The sequence below is a fragment of the Oceanobacillus locisalsi genome, from assembly GCF_042675985.1.
Lineage (GTDB): Bacteria > Bacillota > Bacilli > Bacillales > Amphibacillaceae > Oceanobacillus > Oceanobacillus locisalsi.
In genome coordinates this window covers 131,295-156,484 of record NZ_JBHTKK010000004.1, presented here as the reverse complement: position 1 = coordinate 156,484, position 25,190 = coordinate 131,295, and the positions used below count along the sequence as shown (strand labels likewise).

At 42.3% G+C, this 25,190-nt stretch carries 24 protein-coding genes and 1 riboswitch; of the genes, 23 read left to right on the top strand and 1 reads right to left on the bottom strand.

Translation table 11 applies throughout. The features are described from left to right. Positions 1 to 190: 190 nt before the first annotated feature. A complete protein-coding gene (locus ACFQ19_RS06000) occupies positions 191 to 508 on the bottom strand; it encodes an ArsR/SmtB family transcription factor (RefSeq protein WP_379591162.1) in 318 nt (105 codons plus the stop codon). Between the two features lie 358 nt (positions 509 to 866). Between ACFQ19_RS06000 and ACFQ19_RS05995 the strand changes: the two genes are divergently transcribed. From ACFQ19_RS05995 to ACFQ19_RS05885, 23 genes are all read left to right on the top strand, one after another. Continuing rightward, complete coding sequence (locus ACFQ19_RS05995; RefSeq protein WP_379591161.1) at positions 867 to 1,481, top strand: DUF2179 domain-containing protein; 615 nt, start codon at positions 867 to 869, stop codon at positions 1,479 to 1,481. 65 nt (positions 1,482 to 1,546) lie between these two features. After that, a riboswitch (purine riboswitch) is annotated at positions 1,547 to 1,648 on the top strand. Then, positions 1,646 to 1,777: a hypothetical protein gene (locus ACFQ19_RS05990; protein ID WP_379591160.1), complete on the top strand. Its 132-nt coding sequence runs from the start codon at positions 1,646 to 1,648 to the stop codon at positions 1,775 to 1,777. It overlaps the preceding riboswitch by 3 nt. Before the next feature lie 609 nt (positions 1,778 to 2,386). Then, positions 2,387 to 2,878, top strand: a complete 492-nt coding sequence (gene purE, locus ACFQ19_RS05985; protein ID WP_379591159.1) for a 5-(carboxyamino)imidazole ribonucleotide mutase — start codon at positions 2,387 to 2,389, stop codon at positions 2,876 to 2,878. Next, positions 2,865 to 3,998, top strand: a complete 1,134-nt coding sequence (gene purK, locus ACFQ19_RS05980; RefSeq protein WP_379591158.1) for a 5-(carboxyamino)imidazole ribonucleotide synthase — start codon at positions 2,865 to 2,867, stop codon at positions 3,996 to 3,998. The genes purE and purK overlap by 14 nt, the downstream gene beginning before the upstream one ends. Continuing rightward, entirely contained in the window at positions 3,995 to 5,290 is a 1,296-nt protein-coding gene (gene purB, locus ACFQ19_RS05975) for an adenylosuccinate lyase (RefSeq protein ID WP_379591157.1), read from the top strand. The genes purK and purB overlap by 4 nt, the downstream gene beginning before the upstream one ends. Positions 5,291 to 5,303: 13 nt before the next feature. Then, a complete protein-coding gene (purC, locus tag ACFQ19_RS05970; RefSeq protein ID WP_379591156.1) occupies positions 5,304 to 6,017 on the top strand; it encodes a phosphoribosylaminoimidazolesuccinocarboxamide synthase in 714 nt (237 codons plus the stop codon). Next, complete coding sequence (gene purS, locus ACFQ19_RS05965; RefSeq protein WP_379591155.1) at positions 6,014 to 6,265, top strand: phosphoribosylformylglycinamidine synthase subunit PurS; 252 nt, start codon at positions 6,014 to 6,016, stop codon at positions 6,263 to 6,265. Before purC ends, purS begins: the two co-directional genes overlap by 4 nt. Then, positions 6,262 to 6,948, top strand: coding sequence for a phosphoribosylformylglycinamidine synthase subunit PurQ (purQ, locus tag ACFQ19_RS05960; protein WP_379591154.1), 687 nt, complete (start codon positions 6,262 to 6,264; stop codon positions 6,946 to 6,948). The genes purS and purQ overlap by 4 nt, the downstream gene beginning before the upstream one ends. Beyond that, entirely contained in the window at positions 6,932 to 9,160 is a 2,229-nt protein-coding gene (gene purL, locus ACFQ19_RS05955) for a phosphoribosylformylglycinamidine synthase subunit PurL (RefSeq protein ID WP_379591153.1), read from the top strand. The genes purQ and purL overlap by 17 nt, the downstream gene beginning before the upstream one ends. Further along, entirely contained in the window at positions 9,136 to 10,542 is a 1,407-nt protein-coding gene (gene purF, locus ACFQ19_RS05950; protein ID WP_379591152.1) for an amidophosphoribosyltransferase, read from the top strand. Before purL ends, purF begins: the two co-directional genes overlap by 25 nt. A 28-nt stretch (positions 10,543 to 10,570) precedes the next feature. Beyond that, the gene (gene purM / locus ACFQ19_RS05945; RefSeq protein WP_379591151.1) at positions 10,571 to 11,590 is read left to right on the top strand and encodes a phosphoribosylformylglycinamidine cyclo-ligase; all 1,020 of its coding nucleotides are present in this window, start codon (positions 10,571 to 10,573) and stop codon (positions 11,588 to 11,590) included. Next, entirely contained in the window at positions 11,587 to 12,165 is a 579-nt protein-coding gene (purN, locus tag ACFQ19_RS05940) for a phosphoribosylglycinamide formyltransferase (RefSeq protein WP_379591150.1), read from the top strand. Before purM ends, purN begins: the two co-directional genes overlap by 4 nt. Beyond that, positions 12,162 to 13,694: a bifunctional phosphoribosylaminoimidazolecarboxamide formyltransferase/IMP cyclohydrolase gene (gene purH, locus ACFQ19_RS05935; protein ID WP_379591149.1), complete on the top strand. Its 1,533-nt coding sequence runs from the start codon at positions 12,162 to 12,164 to the stop codon at positions 13,692 to 13,694. The genes purN and purH overlap by 4 nt, the downstream gene beginning before the upstream one ends. A gap of 116 nt (positions 13,695 to 13,810) precedes the next feature. Beyond that, positions 13,811 to 15,055, top strand: coding sequence for a phosphoribosylamine--glycine ligase (gene purD / locus ACFQ19_RS05930; protein WP_379591148.1), 1,245 nt, complete (start codon positions 13,811 to 13,813; stop codon positions 15,053 to 15,055). A gap of 236 nt (positions 15,056 to 15,291) precedes the next feature. After that, complete coding sequence (locus tag ACFQ19_RS05925; RefSeq protein WP_379591147.1) at positions 15,292 to 16,383, top strand: glycerol dehydrogenase; 1,092 nt, start codon at positions 15,292 to 15,294, stop codon at positions 16,381 to 16,383. A 144-nt stretch (positions 16,384 to 16,527) separates the two neighbouring features. Further along, positions 16,528 to 17,229 (top strand): GntR family transcriptional regulator, encoded by a 702-nt coding sequence (locus ACFQ19_RS05920; RefSeq protein WP_379591146.1) that lies wholly within the window; start codon positions 16,528 to 16,530, stop codon positions 17,227 to 17,229. Then, positions 17,226 to 18,428 (top strand): CaiB/BaiF CoA transferase family protein, encoded by a 1,203-nt coding sequence (locus ACFQ19_RS05915; protein WP_379591145.1) that lies wholly within the window; start codon positions 17,226 to 17,228, stop codon positions 18,426 to 18,428. The genes ACFQ19_RS05920 and ACFQ19_RS05915 overlap by 4 nt, the downstream gene beginning before the upstream one ends. Continuing rightward, on the top strand, positions 18,428 to 19,342 hold the full coding sequence (locus tag ACFQ19_RS05910) for a hydroxymethylglutaryl-CoA lyase (protein WP_379591144.1): 915 nt from the start codon (positions 18,428 to 18,430) through the stop codon (positions 19,340 to 19,342). Before ACFQ19_RS05915 ends, ACFQ19_RS05910 begins: the two co-directional genes overlap by 1 nt. Beyond that, entirely contained in the window at positions 19,339 to 20,367 is a 1,029-nt protein-coding gene (locus ACFQ19_RS05905; RefSeq protein WP_379591143.1) for a DctP family TRAP transporter solute-binding subunit, read from the top strand. The genes ACFQ19_RS05910 and ACFQ19_RS05905 overlap by 4 nt, the downstream gene beginning before the upstream one ends. Before the next feature lie 32 nt (positions 20,368 to 20,399). Beyond that, on the top strand, positions 20,400 to 20,897 hold the full coding sequence (locus tag ACFQ19_RS05900) for a TRAP transporter small permease (protein WP_379591142.1): 498 nt from the start codon (positions 20,400 to 20,402) through the stop codon (positions 20,895 to 20,897). Then, positions 20,894 to 22,168, top strand: a complete 1,275-nt coding sequence (locus ACFQ19_RS05895; RefSeq protein ID WP_379591141.1) for a TRAP transporter large permease — start codon at positions 20,894 to 20,896, stop codon at positions 22,166 to 22,168. Before ACFQ19_RS05900 ends, ACFQ19_RS05895 begins: the two co-directional genes overlap by 4 nt. 194 nt (positions 22,169 to 22,362) lie before the next feature. Further along, entirely contained in the window at positions 22,363 to 24,090 is a 1,728-nt protein-coding gene (locus ACFQ19_RS05890; RefSeq protein WP_379591140.1) for an adenine deaminase C-terminal domain-containing protein, read from the top strand. 120 nt (positions 24,091 to 24,210) lie between these two features. Next, a complete protein-coding gene (locus ACFQ19_RS05885; protein ID WP_379591139.1) occupies positions 24,211 to 24,504 on the top strand; it encodes a YerC/YecD family TrpR-related protein in 294 nt (97 codons plus the stop codon). Positions 24,505 to 25,190: the final 686 nt, after the last annotated feature.

The window sequence follows — 25,190 nt, the reverse complement described above, 5'->3', positions numbered from 1 at the left end:
CTGCGGAAAAATACTACGCTTTCCATGGGGACGGCTTCAGCTAACTTGAAAAGAAGACCGCTTTTCAAGTGGATCTTCAGCTCGCCCTGTTCCCATAGGAGTCTCCGTATTTTTCCTTCGCTAGATTAGATATTGCTATCATATTTAAATACAAACTTCAACCATTGATTTTGGTGTTGACGACCCTCCTTTAAAGATCTTTTTTTATCTTAGAAGTTATCTCCTCAATACGTTCCTCGTTGCGCCGATAATACGTCCACTGGCCATGACGTTCGGAATGTAGCAGCCCGACCTGTTGCATCATTTTTAGGTAATGGGATACAGTGGATGGCGACATCTGTGCTTTTTCCTGGATATCGCCAACACAAACGCCTCCTTTCTCCTTGAAATTTTTTGAAATATCTGCAACAGGTTTTCCAAAATGGCTGACAGGATCTTTTAACCATTGAAGTATCTCTAACCTTTTTTCGTTACCTAACACTTTAAAAACTTCTACTAGATTTTCCATAGGCGAATAATATTCGAAAATTGTCGAAATGTCAAATGATTGTTTACGGTTTAAAATACACACTAATTGGAGATTATGGAATAAGCCATGTCTGGATACGCAAAAAAATTTAAAAAATAAAGGATGAACCTAGTCTACGTAATTATGAACAATCATAATATGGATACCAGCTTTTATAATAAAAATTGTGTAGCATCATGAATTAAAAATATGGTAAATTAAAGGCATCCTATTATTTCTTTTAGACTACGTGTGTTTGGTTCTTGGAAATAAAGGGAACATTTACAAAATGTCATATTTTGTGAATGTGTTTTTTTCTGTTTGAAGTTATTTTCAAGAAGGTAAAGGGGGAATCAATATGTTAGAGAATGCACTCATTATGGTGGCCATTATATTTTTAGTGAATGTGTTATATGTATCCATAATGACGGTTCGTATGATTTTAACACTAAAGGGCAGAACCTATATTGCCGCATTTGTAAGTATATTTGAAATGGTTATGTATGTTGTCGGGCTGATGCTCGTACTGGATAACCTCAATCAATTTCAAAATGTGCTTGCTTATGCAGTAGGTTTCGCAACAGGTTTGATCATTGGTTCCAAAATTGAAGAAAAGCTTGCCCTTGGATACATTACCGTAAATGTCGTCTCTGCTAACCCGGATTTAAATTTCACACAACGTCTTCGTGAAAAGGGATATGGTGTAACAAGCTGGTCTTCCTATGGAATGGATGGAGACAGACTTTCCGTTCAAATTTTAACACCGAGAAAGTATGAATTGAGATTATATGAAACCATCCACGGAATTGATCCAAAAGCATTTATTATCTCTTATGAACCAAAACGAATTCATGGCGGGTTCTGGGTAAAACAGGTTCGTAAAGGAAAATTAATGCGTAAAGAGAATAATAATAAAGAACAGAAACAAAGTGAAAATCAGTCAAATGAACAATCCTCAAAAACCGAACATTAATTTTGTGTGAAGCTGAAAATGTTCGACATTATCTTGCGTTTTTCATTTTTTTTTGGTATGCTAAAGCCAACAATAGAAAAATGCCTCATATATACTTGAGAATAAGGCTCAGGAAGTTTCTACCCGGCACCGTAAATGACCGGACTATGAGGGAGGATGAGCCGTTGTTTGAAGAACAGCGGATGTTGAATGATGCTTATAATAAGGATGTTCAAAAGTCCAAACAATTACGCTTTGAACAACTTTTAACCAAGTCTATTCATCTTCCCTTATGGAAGGTGAATGGACTTTTTTAATGATCTGACATTTCATTACTCAACTTACGCACCTAAGAATGAGCATATAACTCTTGTTGTACCAGGATGAACATGATTTCTATTATCATGCTTGCTTTGATTTCAATCATCCTTTTATTTTTGAAAAGGGTTTGGTGTATAGCTTCCGCTCCGGCCAAGCCTTCCGCTTTCCATGGGGACGGCTTCAGCTAACTTGAAAAGAAGACCGCTTTTATACACAGAAAAGAATGATTGCGGAATATTTTTGCCATGCACCACGAAAAATATGTCCTGTCTGATCTACGTTTATTTGTTCAGCTATTTCATGCATAGAACATCCCACTAGCGGAGGCGGACCGTTTTGACTCCTGAGGGATCAGCACCCTCTGAAGATCCACTTTTGCCAAGCGACCTTCTTGGCAAAAGTTAGCTGAAGAGCGTGCCCCTAGGAAAGCAAAACGGTCCGACGCAGCGGTAGCTTGACACCTTACCTTAGATTATAAAGTACTTTTGGATAAAAGAGGCAATCACTGCTCAAACTTTCATTGATCCGATCAAAAACCGGACATTATCTTTATGACTATCTTTTAAAATCCGTAAAAACAATAAAAATTCAGAAAGAGGGATTCGATGGCTCAAGTTGGTGTCATTATGGGAAGTATCTCTGATTGGGAAACGATGCAGCATACCTGCGAAGAACTTGAAACGCTGAATATCAGTTATGAAAAAGAAGTTATTTCCGCTCACCGTACGCCGGATGATATGTTTACCTATGCTCAAAATGCACGGGAAAAAGGGTTAAAAGTCATTATTGCCGGTGCAGGCGGTGCAGCACATCTGCCTGGAATGATTGCTTCACAGACAACGCTGCCGGTTATTGGAGTTCCTGTTGAAAGCAAAGCACTTCAAGGAGTCGATTCACTCTTATCCATCGTTCAAATGCCTGGCGGTGTACCGACTGCAACAGTTGCCATTGGAAAAGCAGGCGCGAAAAATGCCGCTGTTTTAGCAACACAGATTATCAGCACATTTGATGAAAAGGCAGAACAAGCGTTAAAAGCATACCGCACAGCAATGAAAGATGCCGTACAGGAAATGAGGGATGAGCTTGCTACCTATTAAACAAATTTTTCCTCCTCAGACGATTGGGATTATTGGCGGCGGTCAGCTTGGCAGAATGATGGCGATTGCTGCCAGATACATGGGATACCGTATTGTTGTTTTAGATCCGACACCGAATTGTCCGACTGCACAGGTTGCTGATGAACAGATTGTTGCAGGCTATGCAGAAATGACAGCTGTAAAAGAATTGATTGAAAAAGCGGACGTCATTACATATGAATTTGAAAATGTGCATCTGGATGCTGCAGAGCTTATTCAGAATGCAGGAAAACTTCCACAAGGTGCGTTGGCTTTAAAGGTTACACAGAACCGTGAAAAAGAAAAGCTGCTGATGGATGAGTTAGAGCTTTCTGTTCCTGCTTTCCGTATCGTGCAAACAGAGGAAACCTGCCAAGAGGCATTATCCGTTATTCCGCTGCCGGCAGTCATTAAAACTTGCCGGGGAGGGTATGATGGAAAAGGGCAGCTCAAATTAAAAGCAGAAGAAGATAAAAAGGAAGCTTTAGCATTTTTCCGAGAGCACGGCTATTGTATAATAGAACGATGGATTCCTTTTGATAAAGAAATTTCGGTTGTCTTTACAAGATCCCAGCAAGGAGATATTGCATTTTTCCCTGTCGCTGAAAATGAACACCGTGACCATATTCTTTACAAAACAACGGTTCCGGCAGAGATAGATGCAGCACTTGAAGAAAAAGCGTATGCGATGACAGCGAAAATTGCGGAACGTATGGAGATTGTCGGTACTTTTGCGATTGAAATGTTTGTCGGCGAGGGTACGATTTACATGAATGAAATGGCACCGAGGCCGCATAATTCCGGTCATTATACGATTGAAGGTTGTACGGTTTCACAATTCACGCAGCATATCCGGGCAATCTGCGGACTGCCGCTTCTTCCCGTCAACCTGCATCAGCCAACCGCGATGATCAATATCTTAGGAGAATCCCTTCCGGAAGCAATCGCATTTACTGCAAAGCATGATTTCGGTTTCCTTCATCTATATGGAAAAGAAGAACCGAAAGAAAAACGTAAAATGGGACATATCACATTTACAGCAGAAACTCCAGAAGCTTTACGGAAACAATTGGAAAAATTTGAGGAGGCAACAAACCAATGATCGAGCGTTATACAAGAGAAGAAATGGGCAATATCTGGACGGAAGAAAATAAATACAAAGCATGGCTGGAGGTTGAAATCCTAGCTTGTGAAGCATGGAGCGAGCTTGGGTTTATTCCAGAAGAGGATGTTAACAAACTGCGTGAGAATGCTTCCTTTGATATGAACCGTATTTATGAGATTGAGCAGGAAACACGCCATGATGTGGTCGCATTTACCCGTGCTGTATCGGAAACATTAGGCGAGGAAAGAAAATGGGTCCATTATGGTTTAACTTCTACCGATGTGGTGGATACGGCTCTTTCTTATATATTGAAACAGGCAAACGATATTTTAAGAAGTGGATTGAACCGGTTTGTCGGGATTTTAGAAGCGAAAGCGAAAGAACATAAACATACAGTGATGATGGGGCGTACCCACGGTGTGCATGCAGAACCAACAACTTTTGGATTGAAAATGGCCTTATGGTATGAAGAAATGAAGCGGAATGTCGAGCGTTTTGAGCTTGCTGCAAAGAATGTTGAGTTCGGCAAAATGTCCGGAGCGGTTGGAACCTATGCCAATATTGATCCATTTGTAGAACAATATGTATGCGGAAAGCTGGGTACATCACCAGCGCCGGTTTCTACACAAACCTTACAGCGTGATCGTCATGCAGATTATTTATCAACATTAGCATTGATTGCTACATCGATTGAAAAATTTGCAACGGAGATCCGCGGCTTGCAAAAAACAGAAACAAGAGAAGTTGAAGAGCGCTTTGCAAAAGGTCAGAAAGGATCTTCGGCGATGCCACATAAACGTAACCCGATTGGCTCGGAAAATATGACAGGGATGGCACGCGTTATCCGCGGTTATATGGTAACGGCTTATGAAAATGTATCATTGTGGCATGAACGTGATATCTCGCATTCTTCTGCAGAGCGTGTCATTTTACCGGATGCGACGATTGCGCTCGACTATATGCTGCATCGCTTTGGCAATATTGTAGAGAACTTAACGGTATTCCCTGAAAACATGAAGCGCAACATAGACCGTACCCATGGGGTGATATTCTCACAACGTGTATTATTAACACTGATTGATAAAGGCATGGCGCGTGAGGAAGCTTATGATATTGTGCAGCCAAAAGCCATGGAAGCCTGGGAAACAGCAACTTCCTTTAAAGTATTGGTAGAGCAGGACGAGCGGATTACCAGTAAATTAACACAGGCAGAAATTGATGATTGTTTTGACTATACGTACCATTTGAAGAATGTGGATCAAATCTTTACAAAAATTGGACTTGCCTAGGAGGATTTCCCATATGGATCGGCAGCTTTTGTATGAAGGAAAAGCAAAGAAGATTTATCAATCAGATACGAATGAAAATCATTTGATTCTCTCGTATAAGAATGATGCAACAGCCTTTAACGGAGAGAAAAAAGCGCAGTTTACCGGGAAGGGGAGACTCAATAATGAGATCTCTTCCCTCCTGTTCCAAGCATTAGAAAACAAAGGAATCCCGTCGCATTTTATCAAGCGGCTGGATTCTACTACCCAAATAGTTCAGAAAACAGATATTATTCCGTTAGAGGTGGTAATTCGGAATATTGCGACAGGTAGCATTACCAAGCGTCTCGGTATCGAGGAAAAAACGCCTTTTGATCCTGCCCTGGCAGAACTCTTCTATAAAGATGACAGTTTAGGAGATCCGTTGATAAATGATGAGCATGCGCTCTATCTAACAGATGTGACAGGGGAAGAATTGACCGATATGAAAGAGAAGGCGAGAAAAGTGAATCAGGCTTTAACAGCTATTTTTGCTGCTATTGGTGTTCGTCTAGTCGATTTTAAGTTGGAGTTCGGCAAAAATAAGGATGGCGAGATTTTGCTCTCTGATGAGGTGTCTCCCGATACGTGCAGGTTATGGGATATCGAAACGAATGAAAGATTAGATAAAGACGTTTTTCGGCAAGGCACAGGAGATTTAATTACCGTATATGAAGAAATATTCAATCGCTTGGAGGCGCAGCTATGAAAAAAGTGCAGGTGTACATTACATTAAAACAAGGCGTGTTAGATCCACAGGGAAAAGCAATTCAAACGTCGCTTCATTCTTTGGATTATCCAGAGGTGGAAGATGTTCGGGTCGGGAAATATATTGAACTTCAAGTAGAGGACGGGCCTGAATTAGAGAAAAGAGTAACGCAGATGTGTGAGCAATTATTGGCGAACCCGGTCATTGAAGATTACCGGATTGAGCTAGAGGAGGCACGGTCATTGTGAAGGTAGCGGTGATTGTTTTTCCAGGTTCCAATTGTGACAGGGATATGCACCATGCGGCGGGAGAGATAGCAGGGGCAGAAGCAAGCCTTGTCTGGTACACGGATACACATTTGTTAGATGATGCAGACGGTATTCTTATCCCGGGCGGTTTCTCTTATGGCGATTACTTGCGATCCGGTTCGATGGCTTCTACGTCGGATATGATGAACAAGATTCGAGCGCATGCGGAAAAAGGCAAACCTGTACTGGGGATTTGCAATGGATTTCAAGTATTGACGGAAGCTGGACTTCTGCCGGGAGCGCTCATGCGTAATAAGAATCTTTCGTTTATGTGTCATCAGGAAGAATTGACCGTCGAAGATAATGAGACGGTTTTTACAACGTTGTATGATAAAAACGAGGTCGTCCGTTTTCCAATCGCCCATGGGGAAGGCAACTATTTCTGTGATGAAGAAACGTTACAAGAATTAAAGGATAATAATCAAATCGTATTTACTTATAAAAACAATCCCAATGGTTCCGTAGAAGATATTGCCGGTATCCGCAACAAAGCTGGTAATGTGCTGGGGATGATGCCGCATCCGGAACGGGCAGTGGAAGCTTTATTAGGAAGTGAAGACGGATTAAGGCTATTTCAATCTATGATCATGAATTGGAGGAGCAGCAATGCAGTTAACGCATAATATCGATCCAGAGAAAGTGGAAAAAGACCGATTGTATCAGGATATGGGTTTAAGTGATGAGGAGTTTGAAAAAATCAAAATGATCCTGGGCCGTCGTCCGAATTTTACAGAGACAGGCATCTTTTCTGTTATGTGGTCCGAGCATTGCAGCTATAAAACATCCAAACCGCTTCTGAAAAAGTTCCCGACAGAAGGCCCGAATGTTTTGCAGGGACCGGGAGAAGGCGCGGGAGTCATTGATGTTGGCGATGAGCAGGCCGTTGTTTTTAAGGTGGAAAGTCATAATCATCCGTCTGCTGTTGAACCGTACCAGGGAGCAGCAACAGGTGTCGGCGGCATTATCCGTGATGTGTTTTCGATGGGAGCACGCCCGATTGCACTAATGAACTCATTACGCTTTGGACCGTTAACAACGAACCGTACCAAGTATCTCTTTTCCGAAGTTGTTGCCGGGATTGCCGGTTATGGAAACTGTGTCGGTGTTCCAACGGTAGGCGGCGAAGTGCAATTTGACGACAGTTATGAGGATAACCCGCTTGTCAATGCCATGTGTGTGGGACTGATTAATCATGATGACGTACAAAAAGGAATTGCTGCGGGGATTGGCAATACGATTTTATATGCAGGACCGCCAACTGGGAGAGATGGTATTCATGGCGCTACTTTTGCTTCGGGAGATTTGGCGGAAGATTCCGATAAAGACCGTCCAGCCGTACAAGTTGGGGACCCATTTATGGAAAAATTATTGATTGAAGCATGTATGGAAGTGATTCATTCCGATGCACTTGTCGGCATGCAGGATATGGGTGCTGCCGGCTTAACCTCTTCAGCAAGTGAAATGGCGAGTAAAGCAGGAACCGGACTGGAAATGAACTTAGATCTTGTGCCGCAGCGTGAGCAACATATGACGGCTTATGAAATGATGCTGTCTGAGTCCCAGGAAAGAATGCTGCTTTGCGTGAAAGCTGGCCGTGAACAGGAAATCATCACTATTTTTGAAAAATACGGTTTGCAATCTGTTCCGGTCGGAAAGGTGATTGAGGAAAAAGTATTCCGTATCAAGCATCATGATGAGGTCGTAGCGGATATTCCGGTGGATTCTTTGGCGGATGATGCACCAGTGTATCATATGCCATCGACGGAAGCGCAATATTATCAGGAATTTCAGCAAATTAATGTTCAACCGCCAGCTATAGATAATTATGGAGAAGCGTTGAAACAATTACTGCAGCGTCCGACGATCGCCAGTAAAGAGTGGGTTTATGATCAATACGATTCCATGGTGCAGACCAATACTGTTGTTACACCCGGTTCTGATGCGGCAGTCGTTCGTATCAAAGGTACAGATAAAGCTTTGGCTATCACAACGGACTGTAACTCCCGCTACATTTATTTAGACCCGGAAGAAGGCGGAAAGATTGCTGTGGCAGAAGCAGCTCGTAATATCGTCTGCTCCGGAGCCAAGCCGTTAGGACTTACAGATGGATTGAATTTTGGAAACCCGACAAATCCAGAGGTTTTCTGGCAAATGGAAAAAAGTGTGGAAGGGATGCGTGCTGCTTGTGAGGCGTTACAGACGCCAGTTATCAGCGGAAATGTTTCTTTGTATAATCAATCCAAAGGAAAATCGATTTATCCGACACCGGTTGTCGGTATGGTTGGCTTGCATGAATCTACGTCCCATATTACACCAAGCTTTTTCCAAGAACATGGCGATAGTATTTATCTTATTGGAGAAACAAAAAATGAATTTGGCGGCAGTGAATTGCAATTTATCCAGGATGGAAAATATGAAGGAAAAGCACCGCATCTGGATATAACGATCGAAGCGGAACGTCAGGAAAAACTGCTTTCCTTGATCAGACAGGGCAAAATTCAATCTGCCCATGATCTTGCTGAGGGCGGGTTAGGAGTTGCGTTAGCAGAATCGTTATTCTCCAGTGAAGATTTGGGTGCAGAAGTGACCCTTTCAGGAGATGCAACGGTTACGTTATTCAGTGAAACGCAATCCCGTTTTCTCGTTACCGTAAAACCGGAGCATCAAGCCGCTTTGGAAGAGGTATTTACGGATGCAGCTAAACTTGGTGAGGTAACAGCAGATAATCAACTAACTATTATGGCAAATAACGAAACGATTCTACAGGAAGATGCGAAAGCGTTAAAAGCACTTTGGAAAGGAGCTATTCCATGCTTGCTGAAATCAAAGGCATAAACGAAGAATGTGGCGTATTCGGAATTTGGGGACATGATAAAGCGGCAGAATTAACCTATTATGGACTGCATTCGATGCAGCATCGCGGACAAGAAGGCGCCGGGATTGTTGTGAGTAAAGATAAAGAATTAACAGGCTACAAACAGCTTGGATTGGTTAATGATGTGTTTAAACAAGTGAAATTTGATGATTTAAGCGGGAAGATTGCTTTAGGGCATGTAAGGTATGCCACACAGGGCGGAAAGGGATTAGAAAATGTACAACCTCTTCTTTTTCAGTCCCTTACGAGCGGCATGGCGTTAGCGCATAATGGGAATTTAATGAATGCTACTGTATTGCGGGAAGAACTTGAAAAAGAGGGCAGTATTTTTCAGACCACTTCAGATACAGAAGTGCTGGCGCATTTGATGAAACGGAGCGGAGAGATAAATGAAACAACCATCTCAGAAGCGCTCAATCGCGTCAAAGGTGCTTATGCTTATCTTATTTTAGAGGATGATACCTTATATGCTGCACTGGATCCTGCCGGCATCAGACCGCTTTCTATTGGAAGAATAGGAGAAGCATATGTCGTTGCATCGGAAACATGTGCTTTCGATCAAATCGGCGCAACTTTTGAGAGAGAAATATTACCGGGTGAATTAATTAAAATCAATCAAGACGGTCTAACTTCTTTTCGCTTTGCCCCGCGCGACAAAAGACGGATGTGTGCAATGGAATATGTCTATCTTTCCAGACCGGATAGTGATTTGAACTATGTCAATGTGCATGCGTCTCGGAAACAGATGGGGAAAGAATTGGCCAAAGAAGCCCCAATCGATGCCGATTTAGTAATAGGTGTTCCCGATTCCAGTATTTCAGCTGCCATTGGCTACGCAGAGGAAAGCCAGCTGCCTTATGAAATGGGGATTATCAAAAATCGTTACGTTGGAAGAACATTTATCCAGCCCTCCCAGGAGCTGAGAGAGCTTGGTGTGAAAATGAAGCTGTCTCCAGTCCGCGGGATTGTAGAAGGGAAACGTGTCATTATGATCGATGATTCGATTGTGCGCGGAACAACCAGCAGGCGAATTGTAAAAATGTTAAAAGATGCTGGTGCAAGGGAAGTGCATGTACGCATTGCTTCTCCCGTGATAACAGACCCTTGCTATTATGGAATTGATATGTCTACGAAGAAAGAACTGATTGGAGCGAATTACAGTATAGAAGAAATAGGAGAACTGATTGGAGCGGACAGCATTGCTTATCTATCTGAACAAGGCTTAGAAAATGCCATCGTCAAAGATAAAACGATCCATCAAGGTGTCTGCATGGCTTGTATGACAGGGGTGTATCCAGTTGCTCCGGCTGATGAGAAGGAAAAGGACATATCAAATTGTTAGAATCAAAACCATGTAGGAGGGCGAAAAGATGTCAGATGTTTATAAACAAGCTGGGGTAGATGTTGAAAAAGGCTACGAAGCAGTAGAGCGAATGAAAAAACATATTCAAAAAACACATCGCAAAGAGGTGCTGGGCTCTTTAGGTTCCTTTGCAGGAGCATTTGATTTATCCTCCTTTTCCTATCAAGAGCCTGTTCTGCTTTCTGGGACAGACGGCGTCGGCACCAAATTAAAGCTTGCGATCGAATTGGACAAGCATGATACAGTAGGAATGGATTTAGTAGCGATGTGCGTGAATGATATTGTTGCTCAAGGAGGCGATCCGCTTTTCTTTTTAGATTATATTGCGTGCGGAGAAAATGACCCGGCGCGGATCGAAGCAATTGTATCCGGTATTGCAACAGGATGTCAGGAAGCCGGCGCTGCATTAATCGGCGGCGAGACGGCAGAGATGCCGGGGATGTATGATGCAGCGGAATATGATTTAGCTGGTTTTGTCGTAGGTATCGTTGAGAAAGAAGAGATCATTACAGGAAAGACCATTACAGAGGGCGATACGTTGATTGGCTTCGCTTCAAGCGGCATTCATTCCAATGGTTACTCACTTGTCCGCAAGCTGATGGAAGGTCTGGATTTTGAAGAAACTCCTGATGGACTATCAAAACCTCTGGGTGAAACAGTAATGGAGCCGACGAAGATTTATGCAAAAGCGGTTCAATCCATAAAAGAAAAGGTACATATAAAAGGAATCGCGCATATTACCGGCGGCGGTTTTGATGAAAATATTCCGCGAATGCTGCCGGAAGGTCTTGGAGCAACAATCCAAGCAGGAGCATGGCATGTTCCTGAAATTTTTCCTTTCCTGCAAAAACGAGGAGAAATTGATACACGTGAGATGTATCGTGTGTTCAATATGGGGATCGGCATGGTCGTAGCAGTATCCAGTGAAGAGGCGCAGAAAGTCTGTGATATATTGCAGGAGAATAAGGTCGAAGCAGCAGTTATCGGACAGGTCATTACAGGTGAAGGGGTGCAGATTTCTTCATGAAACAGCGGGCTTGTGTATTTGCATCAGGCACAGGAAGTAATTTTGATGCCATGATGCAGGATAAAAAAAATGCAGGTTCTATCGTACTGCTTGTCTGTGATAAGCCGGGGGCAGCGGTAATCAAAAAGGCTCAAGATTATGGCATCGAGACACTTGTGTTAGAACCAAAAAGGTATGCTACTAAGCAAGAATATGAGGCAGTGATTATTGAAAAATTACAGTTTCTTGAAGCCGATTGGATTTTCTTAGCAGGCTATATGCGGCTTATCGGGGAGACCTTGCTTTCACAATATGAAGGAAGAATCGTCAATATACACCCGTCTCTGTTACCGGCCTTCCCAGGGAAAGATGCTGTTGGCCAAGCTTATCGATCCGGTGTTTCCAAGACTGGAGTAACGGTTCACTACGTCGATGAAGGGATGGATACCGGACCCATTATCGCACAGGAAGAAATAAACAGAATACCTGGAGAAACAGAAGAGCAGCTGAAAATGAGAATCCAGGCGGTAGAGCATCGCTTATATCCAAATGTCATCAATCAACTTATGCAGAATGTAACGGAGGAATTATTATGAAAAAACGCGCGCTTATTAGTGTATCTGATAAAACAGGGGTTGCAGAATTTGCAAAAGGGCTTGAAGCAAAAGGTTTTGAAATTTTATCAACAGGCGGAACTATCCGTTTACTAAAAGAGTCTGGTGTACAAGCTATTCCTGTAGAAGAAGTAACAAACTTTCCAGAAATGCTTGAGGGAAGAGTAAAAACATTGCATCCAATGATTCATGGCGGGCTTTTAGGAAAACGTTCCAACGAGGATCATCGTGCGCAAATGGAAGAGCATCATATCGCTCCAATCGATCTTGTTGCGGTTAATCTGTATCCGTTTAAAGAAACAGTCCAAAAATCAGGCGTAGGTCATGAGGAAATAATAGAAAATATTGACATTGGCGGACCTTCCATGCTTCGTTCTGCAGCGAAAAACTTTGCTGATGTCTTCGTGGTTGCCGATCCGTCTGACTATCCATCTGTTTTAGCGGCTCTGGAAACAGAAGTGGACCATTATGCTTTCCGCCAGCAATTAGCAGCAAAAGTGTTCCGTCATACGGCACATTATGATGCGATGATTGCTGCTTATTTCCAAACACAGACAGAAGAAGTATTTCCAGAGACATACACCGTGACTTATGAAAAGGTACAGGATTTACGTTATGGAGAGAATCCGCATCAGCAGGCAGCTTTTTACAAGGCACCTGTTCAGAATGCAGCAACATTGGCAACTGCCAACCAACTGCATGGCAAGGAGCTTTCTTATAATAATATCCAAGATACCAATGCAGCATTAGAAATTTTGCGGGACTATGATGAGCCTGCTGCAGTTGCGGTCAAACATATGAATCCATGTGGCATCGGTATTGGAGAAACATTGGCAGAAGCGTTTGGACGAACGTATGAAGCAGATCCTGTTTCCATTTTTGGAGGTATCGTAGCTTGCAATCGTCCAGTTGATAGACAGACAGCGGAGCAGCTCTCTTCTATTTTCTTAGAAATCGTCGTTGCGCCTTCTTTTGAGGCGGATGCACTTGCTTTATTAACAGAGAAGAAAAATATCCGTCTCTTGGAATTGGATATTTTGAATCAGCAAACCGACCAAAAACGGATAACTACCGTTGACGGCGGCGTGCTTACCCAGGATTTAGATGTCAAAGAAGTAACAGCCGAAGACTTAGAAGTGGTAACGGAAAGACAGCCGGCTGAAGCAGAAATAGCTGATTTACTATTTGCTTGGAAAGCAGTGAAACATGTGAAATCAAATGCCATTGTACTAGCAAAGGATGCACAGACCGTCGGTGTAGGTGCCGGTCAGATGAATCGGATTGGAGCGGCGGAAATTGCGATTGACCAGGCGGGAGATAAAGCAAAAGGAGCTGTGCTATCTTCAGATGCCTTCTTCCCGATGCCCGATACTGTAGAAGCAGCCGCTAAAGCTGGTGTCGTAGCGATTATTCAGCCGGGCGGATCTAAACGCGATCAAGATTCCATCGATGTATGTAATCAATATGGAATTGCCATGGTGACTACATCTGTTCGCCATTTTAAACATTAAATAGGTACAGAAGCTCCTGTGTTTCTCCATTCGTTTTATACAGGAGCTTTTGCTTAGGGTGCTAGCCAGGTAAACCAATCGGTTCGTCTGAATAAAAAGAAAACGGAGGAGAAACGATGAACATATTAGTTGTAGGACGCGGCGGCAGAGAGCATAGTATGATTAAAAAGCTAAGGGAAAACCCGCAGCTGGAAAAGATTTATGTCGCCCCTGGAAATGCCGGCATGGAAGAAGAAGCAGTGAGTGTTCCCATTGATGAAATGAACATAGAAGAGCTGGCAGCTTTTGCGAAAGAAGCGGCAATTGATTTAACGGTTGTTGGCCCTGAAAGTCCATTAGATGCTGGTATTACCAATCGGTTTCAACAGGAAAATCTTCCTATTTTTGCGCCGACGAAGGAAGCAGCAAGGTTGGAAGGAAGTAAAAGCTACGCGAAAGATTTTATGAAAAAGTATGATATCCCTACGGCCTCTTATGGTGTTTTTCAGGATGCACAGGAAGCTAAGAAAAGAATTGCAGAAACAGGCGCTCCTATTGTAATCAAAGCAGATGGATTAGCATCCGGAAAAGGAGTAATTGTAGCGATGACCGAGGAGGAAGCTGTCCAGGCGATTGATGATATGCTTGTGGATAAAGCATTTGACCAGGCAGGATCCACCATCGTTGTTGAATCGTATTTAGAAGGTGCTGAATTCTCTTTAATGGCGTTTGTCCATGAGGATAAGGTCTATCCAATGATAGCAGCAAGAGACCATAAACGAGCATTTGACCATGATGAAGGTCCAAATACCGGTGGCATGGGAGCTTTTGCGCCAATTCCGGATTTAACGGAAGAAACGTATCAATTTGCCGTCGAACAGATTTTACAGAAAACAGCAATAGGAATGATAAAAGAGGGGAGACCTTTCACAGGAATACTTTATGCAGGATTGATCATGACAAAAAATGGACCGAAAGTAATTGAGTTCAATACACGTTTTGGCGACCCAGAAACGCAGGTTGTTCTTCCGTTATTAAAGAATGATTTGGTTCAAGTCATGCAGGATGTATTAGCGAAAAAGAACCCAAATTTAGAATGGTATCAGGAAACTTGTGTCGGTGTTGTGCTTGCTTCTGAAGGGTACCCTGGTACATATAGAAAAGGCAGTATACTGCCAAAAATGGATATGACTGCTGATACTTTTATTATCCATGCTGGAACGAAAAAAACGGATGGAGTGCTTGTGTCTGACGGCGGGAGAGTCCTTCTGGCAGGCGGACGGGCAGAAACGCTTTCGCAAGCGGCAGATAAAGTGTATCAGCAGCTGGATAATGCCGAGCTTCATGGTAACTTTTTTTATCGGAGTGATATTGCTCGATAAAAACATCAAAATGCGAAGGATGAAACGCCAGCCTTTGCATTTTGATGTTTTTAGTATGCAGACGAATTTAATGGGAAAGATAATATCATTCACTCTAATTGAAAAACAAATCAATTAGAATAAGAATCAGGGAAGTAAGGAACCATAGTATAATTTCATTTTATAATTGTGAAATATTTCACAATATCTGAATTCTATGTTATAATAAAGTCAAATCTTAGAAATGGAGTGGTTACATGTCAAATATTATTTTCACATCACCAAGTAAATATATTCAAGGAAAAGGTGCTTTGAATGATCTTGGTAAACAAATTAAAACGATCGGCAAAAAACCGTTAATTCTATCAGATGATATTGTGTGGGACATTACTGGAGAGACGATTGAAAGCAGTTTAAAATCGGAATCATTACATTTTCATTATATTCAATTTAATGGAGAAGCTTCCTTAAATGAAATGGGACGTATTGCAGATGAAGGGAAGCAGGAAAAGGTTGATTTTGTGATTGGTGTTGGAGGAGGAAAAACACTCGACACTGCCAAAGCAGTTGCTGACGAATTAGAAGTGAGTGTTGTAATTGTTCCTTCTACTGCCTCAACCGACGCACCGACAAGTGCATTATCTGTTATTTACAGTGATGAGGGTGTATTTGAATCCTATAAATTCTATAACAAAAATCCGGAGCTGGTACTTGTGGATACCAAAGTGGTTGCAGGTGCACCGCCGCGGTTATTTGCTTCTGGCATTGCAGATGCTATGGCGACATGGGTAGAAGCAAGAGCAACCATTAAAAGTAATGGAGATGCAATGGCTGGCGGAAAGACAAGTATTGCTGGACAAGCGATTGCTGAAGCATGTGAGAAAACCTTATTCGCTTATGGAAAAGCTGCATATAAAGCAGTAGAAAAAAAGCTGGTGACTAAACAGGTTGAAGCTGTTGTGGAAGCAAACACCCTCCTATCCGGTCTTGGTTTCGAGAGCGGCGGACTGGCTGCAGCCCATGCTATTCATAATGGTTTTACCGTGCTGGATGGAGATATCCACCATCTGACTCATGGCGAGAAGGTAGCGTACGGTACACTTACACAGCTTGTACTTGAACTGCATCCGGAAGAAGAAATCCAAAAATATATCGACTTTTATCGTTCCTTAGGTTTACCAACTACATTGGAAGAAATGCACTTGGATGAAGTATCCTATGAAGATTTACGTAAAGTCGGAGCTGCTGCAACACAGGAAGGCGAGACCATGGGTAACCTTTCTGAAGAAATCACCGCCGATGATGTCGCACAGGCTATTTTAGCAGTAGACCAATTAAGCAAAAAATAATGACGCCTTAACCAAAAAAATAATGGTATGAACAAGAGCTCCCTATCTCGATTGAAGATACGGAGCTTTTGTTTTTCAACGGAAAAAAATATCTTTAAAATAGTTTGACTTTTTACTTTTATTGTAATAGTATGTACAAATACCTTGCATACTGTATACAAAAAAGAGGTGATTATTATCGTTGAGATTGTTAAGAAAACCTTAAAGAGTCAGGTCTATGATTACTTAAGAGAGCAAATTATTGTCGGAAAATTCAAACCAGGGGAAAAATTAATAGAAGAAAAAATAGCAGAAACACTACAAGTAAGCAGAAGCCCGATCCGTGAATCGATTCGGATGCTGGAGCAAGAAGGATTTTTGAATTTATCAAAAACAGGCGGTGTGACGGTAGTTGAACCTTCTCTTACCGATTTTAGGTATTTATATGAATGCCGGATAGGTATGGAATCGCTGGCTGCTTATTATGCTGCCCTCAGGAGGACGGATGACCAATTACAATTAATGAAACAGGAAGTGGAGAATACTGCTTATCATAAAGAAAAACAGGAGGATAATGAAAAGCGTGTTACCGTCGCTTTTCATGACATTATTATGGAGGCAAGCGCCAACCCTTTTCTAATTTCCATGCTCCGGACGCTGCGCGGAGTGAACAGTTTTTACCGGGAAGTTATTGTGGATCAAGATCCTACCTATAGAGAAACAGCATATATGGACCATGAACAAATATGGGAGGCGATTGCCAAGCAGGATGCTGATGCTGCGAAAGAGTTAATGAAACAACATATTGAGAGAGATTTTACACACTTTAAGAATTTGAACAAAGACGCGTTGGAGGGATTGGATTGAGTAAGAAAAAGCCGCTGGAAGGAATCAAAGTATTAGAATTAGGAAATATTGTAGCTGCTCCTTTTGCGGGAAAGTTATTTTCTGAATTTGGAGCAGAAGTGATTAAAGTAGAAGAGCCGACAAATGGAGATCCGCTCCGAAATTGGCGCGTAATGTACAAGGATACATCCGTTTGGTGGCATGTCCAAGCCCGAAATAAAAAATCAATTACAGTCAATTTGCGGGAGGCAGAAGGCCAGGAAATTATTAAAAATCTCACGAAAACAGCAGATGTTGTTTTAGAGAATTTTAAACCCGGGACACTGGAACGATGGGGATTAGGCTATGATACGTTGAAAAAAGTGAACCCTTCTATTGTATTAACGAGAATCTCCGGTTACGGACAGACAGGACCATACCGGGAAAAAGCCGGTTTTGGAAGTGTTGCTGAAGCAGTTGGCGGTCTGAGGTATTTAACGGGATATCCGGATTTACCGCCGGTTCGGGTCGGAATTGCGATTGGAGATATGGTTGCCGGATTATATGCCGTTATTGGTACATTAATGGCGCTTCGGGTTCGGGACCGTGATGAGGAAAAAAGAGGGCAGGAAGTGGATGTTGCCCTGTATGAGTCTGTATTCAGCTTATTGGAAGGAATGCTTCCCGAGTATGATTTAACCGGGGAAATTCGCGAACGGACAGGAAGTACACTGCCGGGGGTGGCTCCTTCTAATTCGTATCTGTGTGCAGATGGATCGTATGTCATTATCGGCGGGAACGGTGATCGAATATTTCAGCGATTGATGACAACGATAGGAAGAGAAGACATGGCAACAAATCCCAAATATGCTACCAATCAAGACCGGGTGAACAATGTGGAATATATTGATAGTGTCATTGAAGCTTGGACAAAGCAGCATTCTCTTCCAGAAGTACAGCGGATTTTAGATGAAGCTTCCGTTCCAGTCAGTGCAATTTATAGCATTAAAGATATTTTTGAAGATGTTCATTATCAATCCAGAGACATGATTCAGGAAGTTGAACTGGCTGATGGTAAAAAAATAAAAACGCCGGGCATCGTTCCAAAACTTTCCGAAACTCCGGGTGAAATTGATGCGAATGGACCGACGCTAGGTCAACATAATGAAGAAATCTACAAAGAATACTTAAACTTCTCCTATGAGGATTTTAAAAGGTTAAAAGAGGGGGGAATTATCTGATGACACAACAGATTACCATTGTTGATGTCAGCCCGCGTGACGGACTGCAAATAGAAGCAAATACCGTTTCTACAGAACATAAAGCAGAACTTATCCATAAACTGACAGAAGCAGGAATTCAAAAAGTGGAGGCAGCTTCATTTGTACATCCGAAAAGAGTTCCACAGATGGCAGACGCAGAAACGTTGTTAGAGCAAATCAGTACAAACAAACAAGTGCAGCCAATTGCGTTAATTCCCAATCAAAAAGGTTTTATGCGGGCCAGTCATTTTCCAAATTTGGAACTAAATTGGGCGGCTTCGGCAACGGAAGCATTTAGTGATAAAAATTTAGGGATGACAATTGATAAAAATTTCGAAATGTTTACGGAAGTGGCAAAGGAAGCAAAAATGAGCGGTATGGAGATTTGCTTTTCGATTGCTGTCAGTTTTGGCTGTCCTTATGAAGGTCATGTAGCAGAAGAAAAAGTATTGCAATTAGTTGAAAAAGCGGTCCAGGCCGGAGCAGACAGAATTGGCATTGCAGATACTATTGGCATCGCAACGCCGGATGAAGTAGACAGGCTGTTCCAAAAGGTGTTTAAAGCAGCAAAAGATACCAAGGTATCGTTTCATATTCATGATACCAGAGGCTTTGGGGCTGCGAATGCGTATGCGGCATATACAGCTGGAGTGAGGACGTTCGAGACGGCAGTCAGCGGCATTGGCGGATGCCCGTTTGCTCCTGGTTCAGCAGGGAACTTAGCAACAGAAGATTTGGTATATTTATTTGAACGGATGGGCGTCCATACAGGCGTGGACATTCATAAGCTGTTCGAAGCTGCTGATTTTGCAGCAGAGCTTGTTTCCAAAAAGCCTTTGGGAAGAATCCGTCACTTAGATAGAACACGTACGATAAAGGAGATGATGGAATGAAGAAATTACGCCATCTTTCCTTTGTGCTGCTCCTGTCCGGCATGTTAGCAGCCTGCAGTAACGATGATGGAGCAACAGAAAATGCAGAAGCAAGTGGAGAGGAATATGAACCGGCTACCATTCGTCTAGCTTATAACTTGCCGCCTGATCATCACATTTCGCATGGGATAGAACAATTTGTTCAAAAAATCGAAGAGGAATCAAATGGCCAAATTGAGATGCAGGTTTTTGCGAATGGACAGTTGCTCTCGGATAAAGACATGAACCAATCGCTCTTAACGGGCGGTATTGAAATGGGAATGAACTCGTCTACAATTTGGTCTTCAACAGTGCCGGCTATGGGAATATTTGATGTTCCTTATGTGTTTGAAGACTATGAAGAAGTCGGTGAATCGTTAAATGGCGAGTTTGGTGATATTCTACGTTCCGAAATGGAAGATGTCGGCGTGAAAGTGCTGATGTTTGGAGATTACGGATTTGGACAATTTGCGAATAATCAGCGGCCGCTTGAATCTCCGGAAGATTTTGCGGGAATGAAAATCCGCAGTGTTGGCACCCTTCCTTCTGAATTAATTCAAGCTTATGGAGCATCGCCTGTATTTATGGGAGGCGGAGAAGTGTATATGGGGTTACAAAGAGAAACGGTAGACGGAGCTACATCTGGAACAACAGCGATGGTGCAGCGCAGTTATGATGAAGTGACCGATTATTTAACCGTTAATAATTATGCTTATTTTGAATTTATTCTCGGTGTTAATCAGGAGTATTGGGATGATTTGCCAGAAAATACACAAACGTTAATTGAAGAAACTGCTAATGAAACCGAAGAATGGATACGTCATCAGACAAAGTTAGAAGATGAAGAAACACTCCAAGTGCTGAAAGACAGAGGAATGGAAGTATATGAAGTACCTGCTGATGAGCTGGACGTATGGAAAGAAGCAGCAATGCCGGTATGGAGAACTTTTGAAGATGAAGCCGGTGAAGCAGGGGAAAAATTATTAGATATCGCTGAGGAGGAATAAACGGTGCGCATCACTTGGAAGGGAGTTACAACATGAATACTTTATATAAATTTTCTGATTTATTAATCAAATATGCAGCCTATTTAGCTGGAATTTTAATATTTGCAACAACGTTGATGACGTTTTATGAAGTTCTATCCAGATCATTCTTTGGAATGCCGACAGCATGGGCTACGGAATTATCTACTTATGCCATTATTGGCAGCTGTTTTTTAGGAACAGCCTATGCTGTGCGCACCTATGCGCATATAACTGTCGATTTACTGGTTAATCGAGTGAACAATGTTACGCGGAAGGTATTTGCATATATTTGCAATGCGCTCGGATTACTTTTTAGTGTAATCTTGACAGGCTACGGGTTTTCGCATATTTCGCTGACATTTGAATTAGGGACGACTTCCACCTCCTTGTTGCGTATTCCGATGTACTTACCGGAATTATTTATTCCGATAGGCGGCGTATTGCTCATTATCGCATTTATCTTGCAACTGGTTGACGGTGATGTACATAAAGGAGGCGACTCTCTATGAATCTATTTTTTGCAGGAGGGTTAGCGACCTTCTTACTTATTGGTCTCCCGGTTGCCTTTTCTTTAGGTCTGCTTGCAGTCCTGGGAATGTATCTATTTAATGGCGGGAGCGTCGCCTTTGACCAAGTTCCGATTATCGCATATTCTGCTTTAGATGACTTCACGTTGACAGCGCTGCCGATGTATGTGTTGATGAGTCAAATACTTGTTGTCAGCGGTGTTGGACGGGATTTATATGAGATGGCCAGCAAATGGTTCAGGCACTTTCCGGGAGGGCTGGCCATTGCGACGGTTTTTTGCTGTACCATTTTTTCAGCTATTTCCGGATCCAGTGTGGCAACAGCAGTGACTGTAGGCGTCGTTGCTCTTCCGGAGATGGTTCAACGTGGTTATAAAAGACGATATGTGCTCGGTTTATTAGCAGCCGGAGGAACACTTGGGATTCTTATCCCGCCGAGTGTGCCCATGATTATATATGGTTCCCTTACTGGTGAATCTGTTGGACAGTTATTTATTGCAGGTGTTGTCCCGGGAATTATTTTAACATTGAGTTTTATGATTTTTGCATCGATTCAAATGCGGCATATAAAAGAAAAGCCGGCGACATGGAACGAGCGCTGGGAAGCTTCTAAAAAAGCAATTTGGGGATTATTGCTGCCAGTGGCGATTATCGGCGGTATTTATTCCGGGATTTTCACACCGACAGAAGCAGCTGCGGTCGGAGTAGTATTATCCTTCCTGATTGCCATTCTTGTTTACCGGAATCTGACGTTTATGAATTTGAAGAAGATTATTCTGACAACCGTAAATACAAGTGCTATGATTCTATTTATTATTATAGGTGCTAAGCTGCTCGGTTTTATTTTAACGATGTTGCAAATTCCGCAGCAGATTACCGAAGCGGCTACGGGAACAGACGTCTCGCCTTGGGTTATCCTGATTGTTATTAATCTTGTGTTACTTGGTTTAGGTATGTTTTTAGAGACCGTCTCTATTCTGGTTATTACGGTACCGATGTTATATCCAATCATTACAGCGCTGGGATTCGACCCGATATGGTTTGCGATTATCATGGTTATAAACATGGAATTGGCATTAATTACGCCGCCGGTAGGATTAAATCTCTTTGTGTTAAAAGGGCTGGATAACAAAAACAGCCTCGGTGAAATTGTAAAAGGTGTTATTCCTTATGCCTTGATTATGGTTTTATTTATCATCTTGATGTGCTTTTTCCCGCAAATTGCCACGTACTTTGTGGGAGATGTACAGTAAATAAAAACAACGTCGTTTTTGCAAAATTTGTAGAAACGGCGTTGTTTTTTGTTCAAAAGGAAATCGTTCATTGTCAAATAATGTTTCAAATACGGTGTCTTTGTATAATCAGAGAAGAAAAAGCGGCTTTACTATTTTAAAGCGTTACAATATGCTAAAATAAAAAGAAATGATAAATAGTGGAGAGTTGCTTAATGACATTATGGAGAAATCGGGAATTACGACAGCATATTAACGTGGTTGACGGGACGGTTGCCCCTGGTATTGTCTTAACCAATGCAACCTATTTAAATGTGTACACAAATCAGTGGTTAGAAGCAAATATTTGGATTTACGGAAATCGAATTGTATATGTCGGCGAGAACTTGCCTGAAGAAACAGCAGAAACTCACTTTTACGATTGTCAGGGAAAGTTTGTTGTACCAGGCTATATTGAACCGCATGCTCACCCGTTTCAAGCAGCCAATCCGGAAGAGACAGTGATGCATGCTGCAAAAACCGGGACAACAACATTCGTTAATGATAATTTGACCTGGTATTCCCTGTTGAACAAAAAAAAGACGTTTTCGATCATAAACGCGTTTTCGAAATTGCCGGTAAATATGTTCTGGTGGAACCGATTTGACAGTCAAACGATGTTGAAAGATAATCGAATGTTTAATACAAGAGATATATTGGATTGGGCGGAACATCCATCGGTCATTCAAGGCGGCGAATTGACGGACTGGCCAAGTCTGTTAACCGGCGGGGACCGTTTGTTGTATTGGATGCAAGAAATGAAGAAACTCGGTAAACCAATCGAAGGACACTTGCCCGGAGCTTCCTCCCGGACGTTAACAAAAATGAAGCTTTTCGGTATTTCAAGCGATCATGAATCGATGACGGCAGATGATGTATTAAAAAGGCTGGAGCTTGGTTATCGAGTCAGTCTCCGTTATTCCCCGATCCGGCCGGATTTACCGGAAATTATCAAAGGACTTTTGGATAAAGGGATGTTCCAGTTTGATAATATGAGTTTCACCATGGATGGTCCGACACCAGCCTTTATGGAAGACGGTATCATTAATGTATGTATTGAAAAAGCAATAGAGAGCGGTCTTCCTATTGAGACAGCTTATCGGATGGCAAGTTATCACCCTGCCAGGCATTTTAATAAAGAAGAAGAGTTTGGCAGTATTGCGCCGGGACGGGTGGCTAATATAAACATTCTTTTGGATAAAAAGAATCCGCATCCGGAGAGCGTTCTCAGCAAAGGAGAATGGGTTAGAAAGGACGGTCACGCGGTTTCATATCCATCTGCTATTCCGTGGGAAGAATATGATATTACCCCGCTCCGCCTAGACTGGGAATTAACAGAGGAAGATTTGCAGTTTTCCAGTCCAATCGGAATGGATATGGTCAACGATGTTATTATTCAGCCTTATACGATCCTGTCCGATGTGAGTGCAGATCGGATTCCTTCCAATAAAAGTGAACAGTTTATTGCATTGATTGACAAGCATGGGGAGTGGCGTGTAAACACAATTATCCGCGGTTTTGCTCCGAAACTTGGTGCGTTAGTCAGCAGTTTTTCTGCAACAGGTGATATTATCTATATTGGTAATTCCAAAAAAGACTTGCGCATTGCTTCTCAACGCATGAAAGAGTTAGGCGGAGCCATTGTATTAGTAGATCAGGGAGAGATTTTAGCAGAGATGCCGCTTCCTCTCGGCGGAGTGATGGCGAAAGTTTCCATGGAAGAATTAATTTCGAGTAATAAAGAAATCAAAGAAGTATTGGAAGCATATGGATACGCCTATAATGATCCGATTTACAGCTTGTTATTCTTATCTGCTATCCATCTGCCTTTCTTCCGCATTACACAGCAGGGTCTAATCGATGTGAAAAAACGGGAAATTGTGATCCCGGCTACCATGCGATGACAGATAAAATCCTTATTACAAATGAAATCATTGAAATATCTTGGTCAGGAATAAATAGCATCCTGTTCTTCTTTTATCGAATCAAAGACTGAAGAGCAGGGCGCATAAGGGGGAAATGAAGTGCAAATTGATAAGTTACGAGGAGAACAGCTTGATCAGTTGTTTGATGCGATATTGTCGTTAGATACCCGCGAGGAGTGTTATCAGTTTTTTGATGATATTGCAACGATGTCTGAAATTCAATCCTTATCACAACGGCTGCATGTGGCTAAAATGCTGACAGAAGGAAAAACATACAGTGCCATTGAAGAGGAAACGAACGCATCGACCGCAACCATCTCGCGGGTAAGGCGCTGTATTAATTATGGTAGTGACGGTTATAACCTTGTGTTAGAAAAATTGAATGTAAAATAAATCAACTTTGGTGTCTTGAAAAGTAACTTCTTTTCCAAAAGAACAGGAATTGATAAAAATGAGAAGGTAAAGTGGTGAAGTGTAAGGCTACCGCTGCGGCGGACCGTTTTGCTTTCCTAGGGGCATGCTCTTCAGCTAACTTTTGCCAAGAAGAGCGCTTGGCAAAAGGGCATCTTCAGAGGGTGCTGATCCCTCAGGAGTCAAAACGGTCCGCCTCCGCTAGTGGAATATTCCATACTGGTGAAATAGTTGAATAACTAAAAGGCAGGTCAGACAGAACGAATTTTTCGTGGTGCGTGGTAAAAATAATCAGCAATCAGTCCTTTCTGTGCATTCAAGCTATTATTTCATCTCACTTCATCAGGATGTTATTTCTACTAAGCGCTGTAGCATCCTATCAGAGCGCAGGCCAACCACGGAGACTCCTTGAGTGGTTTGCAGGCTAAAACCGTGACTCCTGGGGTTGGGGCTGCGCTTACCAATGTTGTCAGGTTAATGAATTTTCAAAAGGTTATAGTTGCTGCTAGCAGATAGCATGAAAGCTAACTAGCGGAGGAAAAACACGGAGACTCGTGTGGGAATGCGCAGTGTGAAGACCCCGCAGGAAAAAAGCGAACTTCTTTTTTTCTACCCGCGGGGCATAAGAGCGACTTTGCTTCTGTCAGCGCCTGACGGCTTGCCAATCA

Coding starts and splice junctions, on each gene's coding strand:
- ACFQ19_RS05995 (WP_379591161.1), top strand. CDS start 867: ATGTTAGAGAATGCACTCATTATGGTGGCCATTATATTTTTAGTGAAT.
- purD (WP_379591148.1), top strand. CDS start 13,811: ATGAACATATTAGTTGTAGGACGCGGCGGCAGAGAGCATAGTATGATT.
- purH (WP_379591149.1), top strand. CDS start 12,162: ATGAAAAAACGCGCGCTTATTAGTGTATCTGATAAAACAGGGGTTGCA.
- ACFQ19_RS05895 (WP_379591141.1), top strand. CDS start 20,894: ATGAATCTATTTTTTGCAGGAGGGTTAGCGACCTTCTTACTTATTGGT.
- ACFQ19_RS05900 (WP_379591142.1), top strand. CDS start 20,400: ATGAATACTTTATATAAATTTTCTGATTTATTAATCAAATATGCAGCC.
- purE (WP_379591159.1), top strand. CDS start 2,387: ATGGCTCAAGTTGGTGTCATTATGGGAAGTATCTCTGATTGGGAAACG.
- ACFQ19_RS06000 (WP_379591162.1), bottom strand. CDS start 508: ATGGAAAATCTAGTAGAAGTTTTTAAAGTGTTAGGTAACGAAAAAAGG.
- purB (WP_379591157.1), top strand. CDS start 3,995: ATGATCGAGCGTTATACAAGAGAAGAAATGGGCAATATCTGGACGGAA.
- ACFQ19_RS05910 (WP_379591144.1), top strand. CDS start 18,428: ATGACACAACAGATTACCATTGTTGATGTCAGCCCGCGTGACGGACTG.
- ACFQ19_RS05905 (WP_379591143.1), top strand. CDS start 19,339: ATGAAGAAATTACGCCATCTTTCCTTTGTGCTGCTCCTGTCCGGCATG.
- purF (WP_379591152.1), top strand. CDS start 9,136: ATGCTTGCTGAAATCAAAGGCATAAACGAAGAATGTGGCGTATTCGGA.
- purL (WP_379591153.1), top strand. CDS start 6,932: ATGCAGTTAACGCATAATATCGATCCAGAGAAAGTGGAAAAAGACCGA.
- ACFQ19_RS05890 (WP_379591140.1), top strand. CDS start 22,363: ATGACATTATGGAGAAATCGGGAATTACGACAGCATATTAACGTGGTT.
- purM (WP_379591151.1), top strand. CDS start 10,571: ATGTCAGATGTTTATAAACAAGCTGGGGTAGATGTTGAAAAAGGCTAC.
- purC (WP_379591156.1), top strand. CDS start 5,304: ATGGATCGGCAGCTTTTGTATGAAGGAAAAGCAAAGAAGATTTATCAA.
- purS (WP_379591155.1), top strand. CDS start 6,014: ATGAAAAAAGTGCAGGTGTACATTACATTAAAACAAGGCGTGTTAGAT.
- ACFQ19_RS05925 (WP_379591147.1), top strand. CDS start 15,292: ATGTCAAATATTATTTTCACATCACCAAGTAAATATATTCAAGGAAAA.
- purN (WP_379591150.1), top strand. CDS start 11,587: ATGAAACAGCGGGCTTGTGTATTTGCATCAGGCACAGGAAGTAATTTT.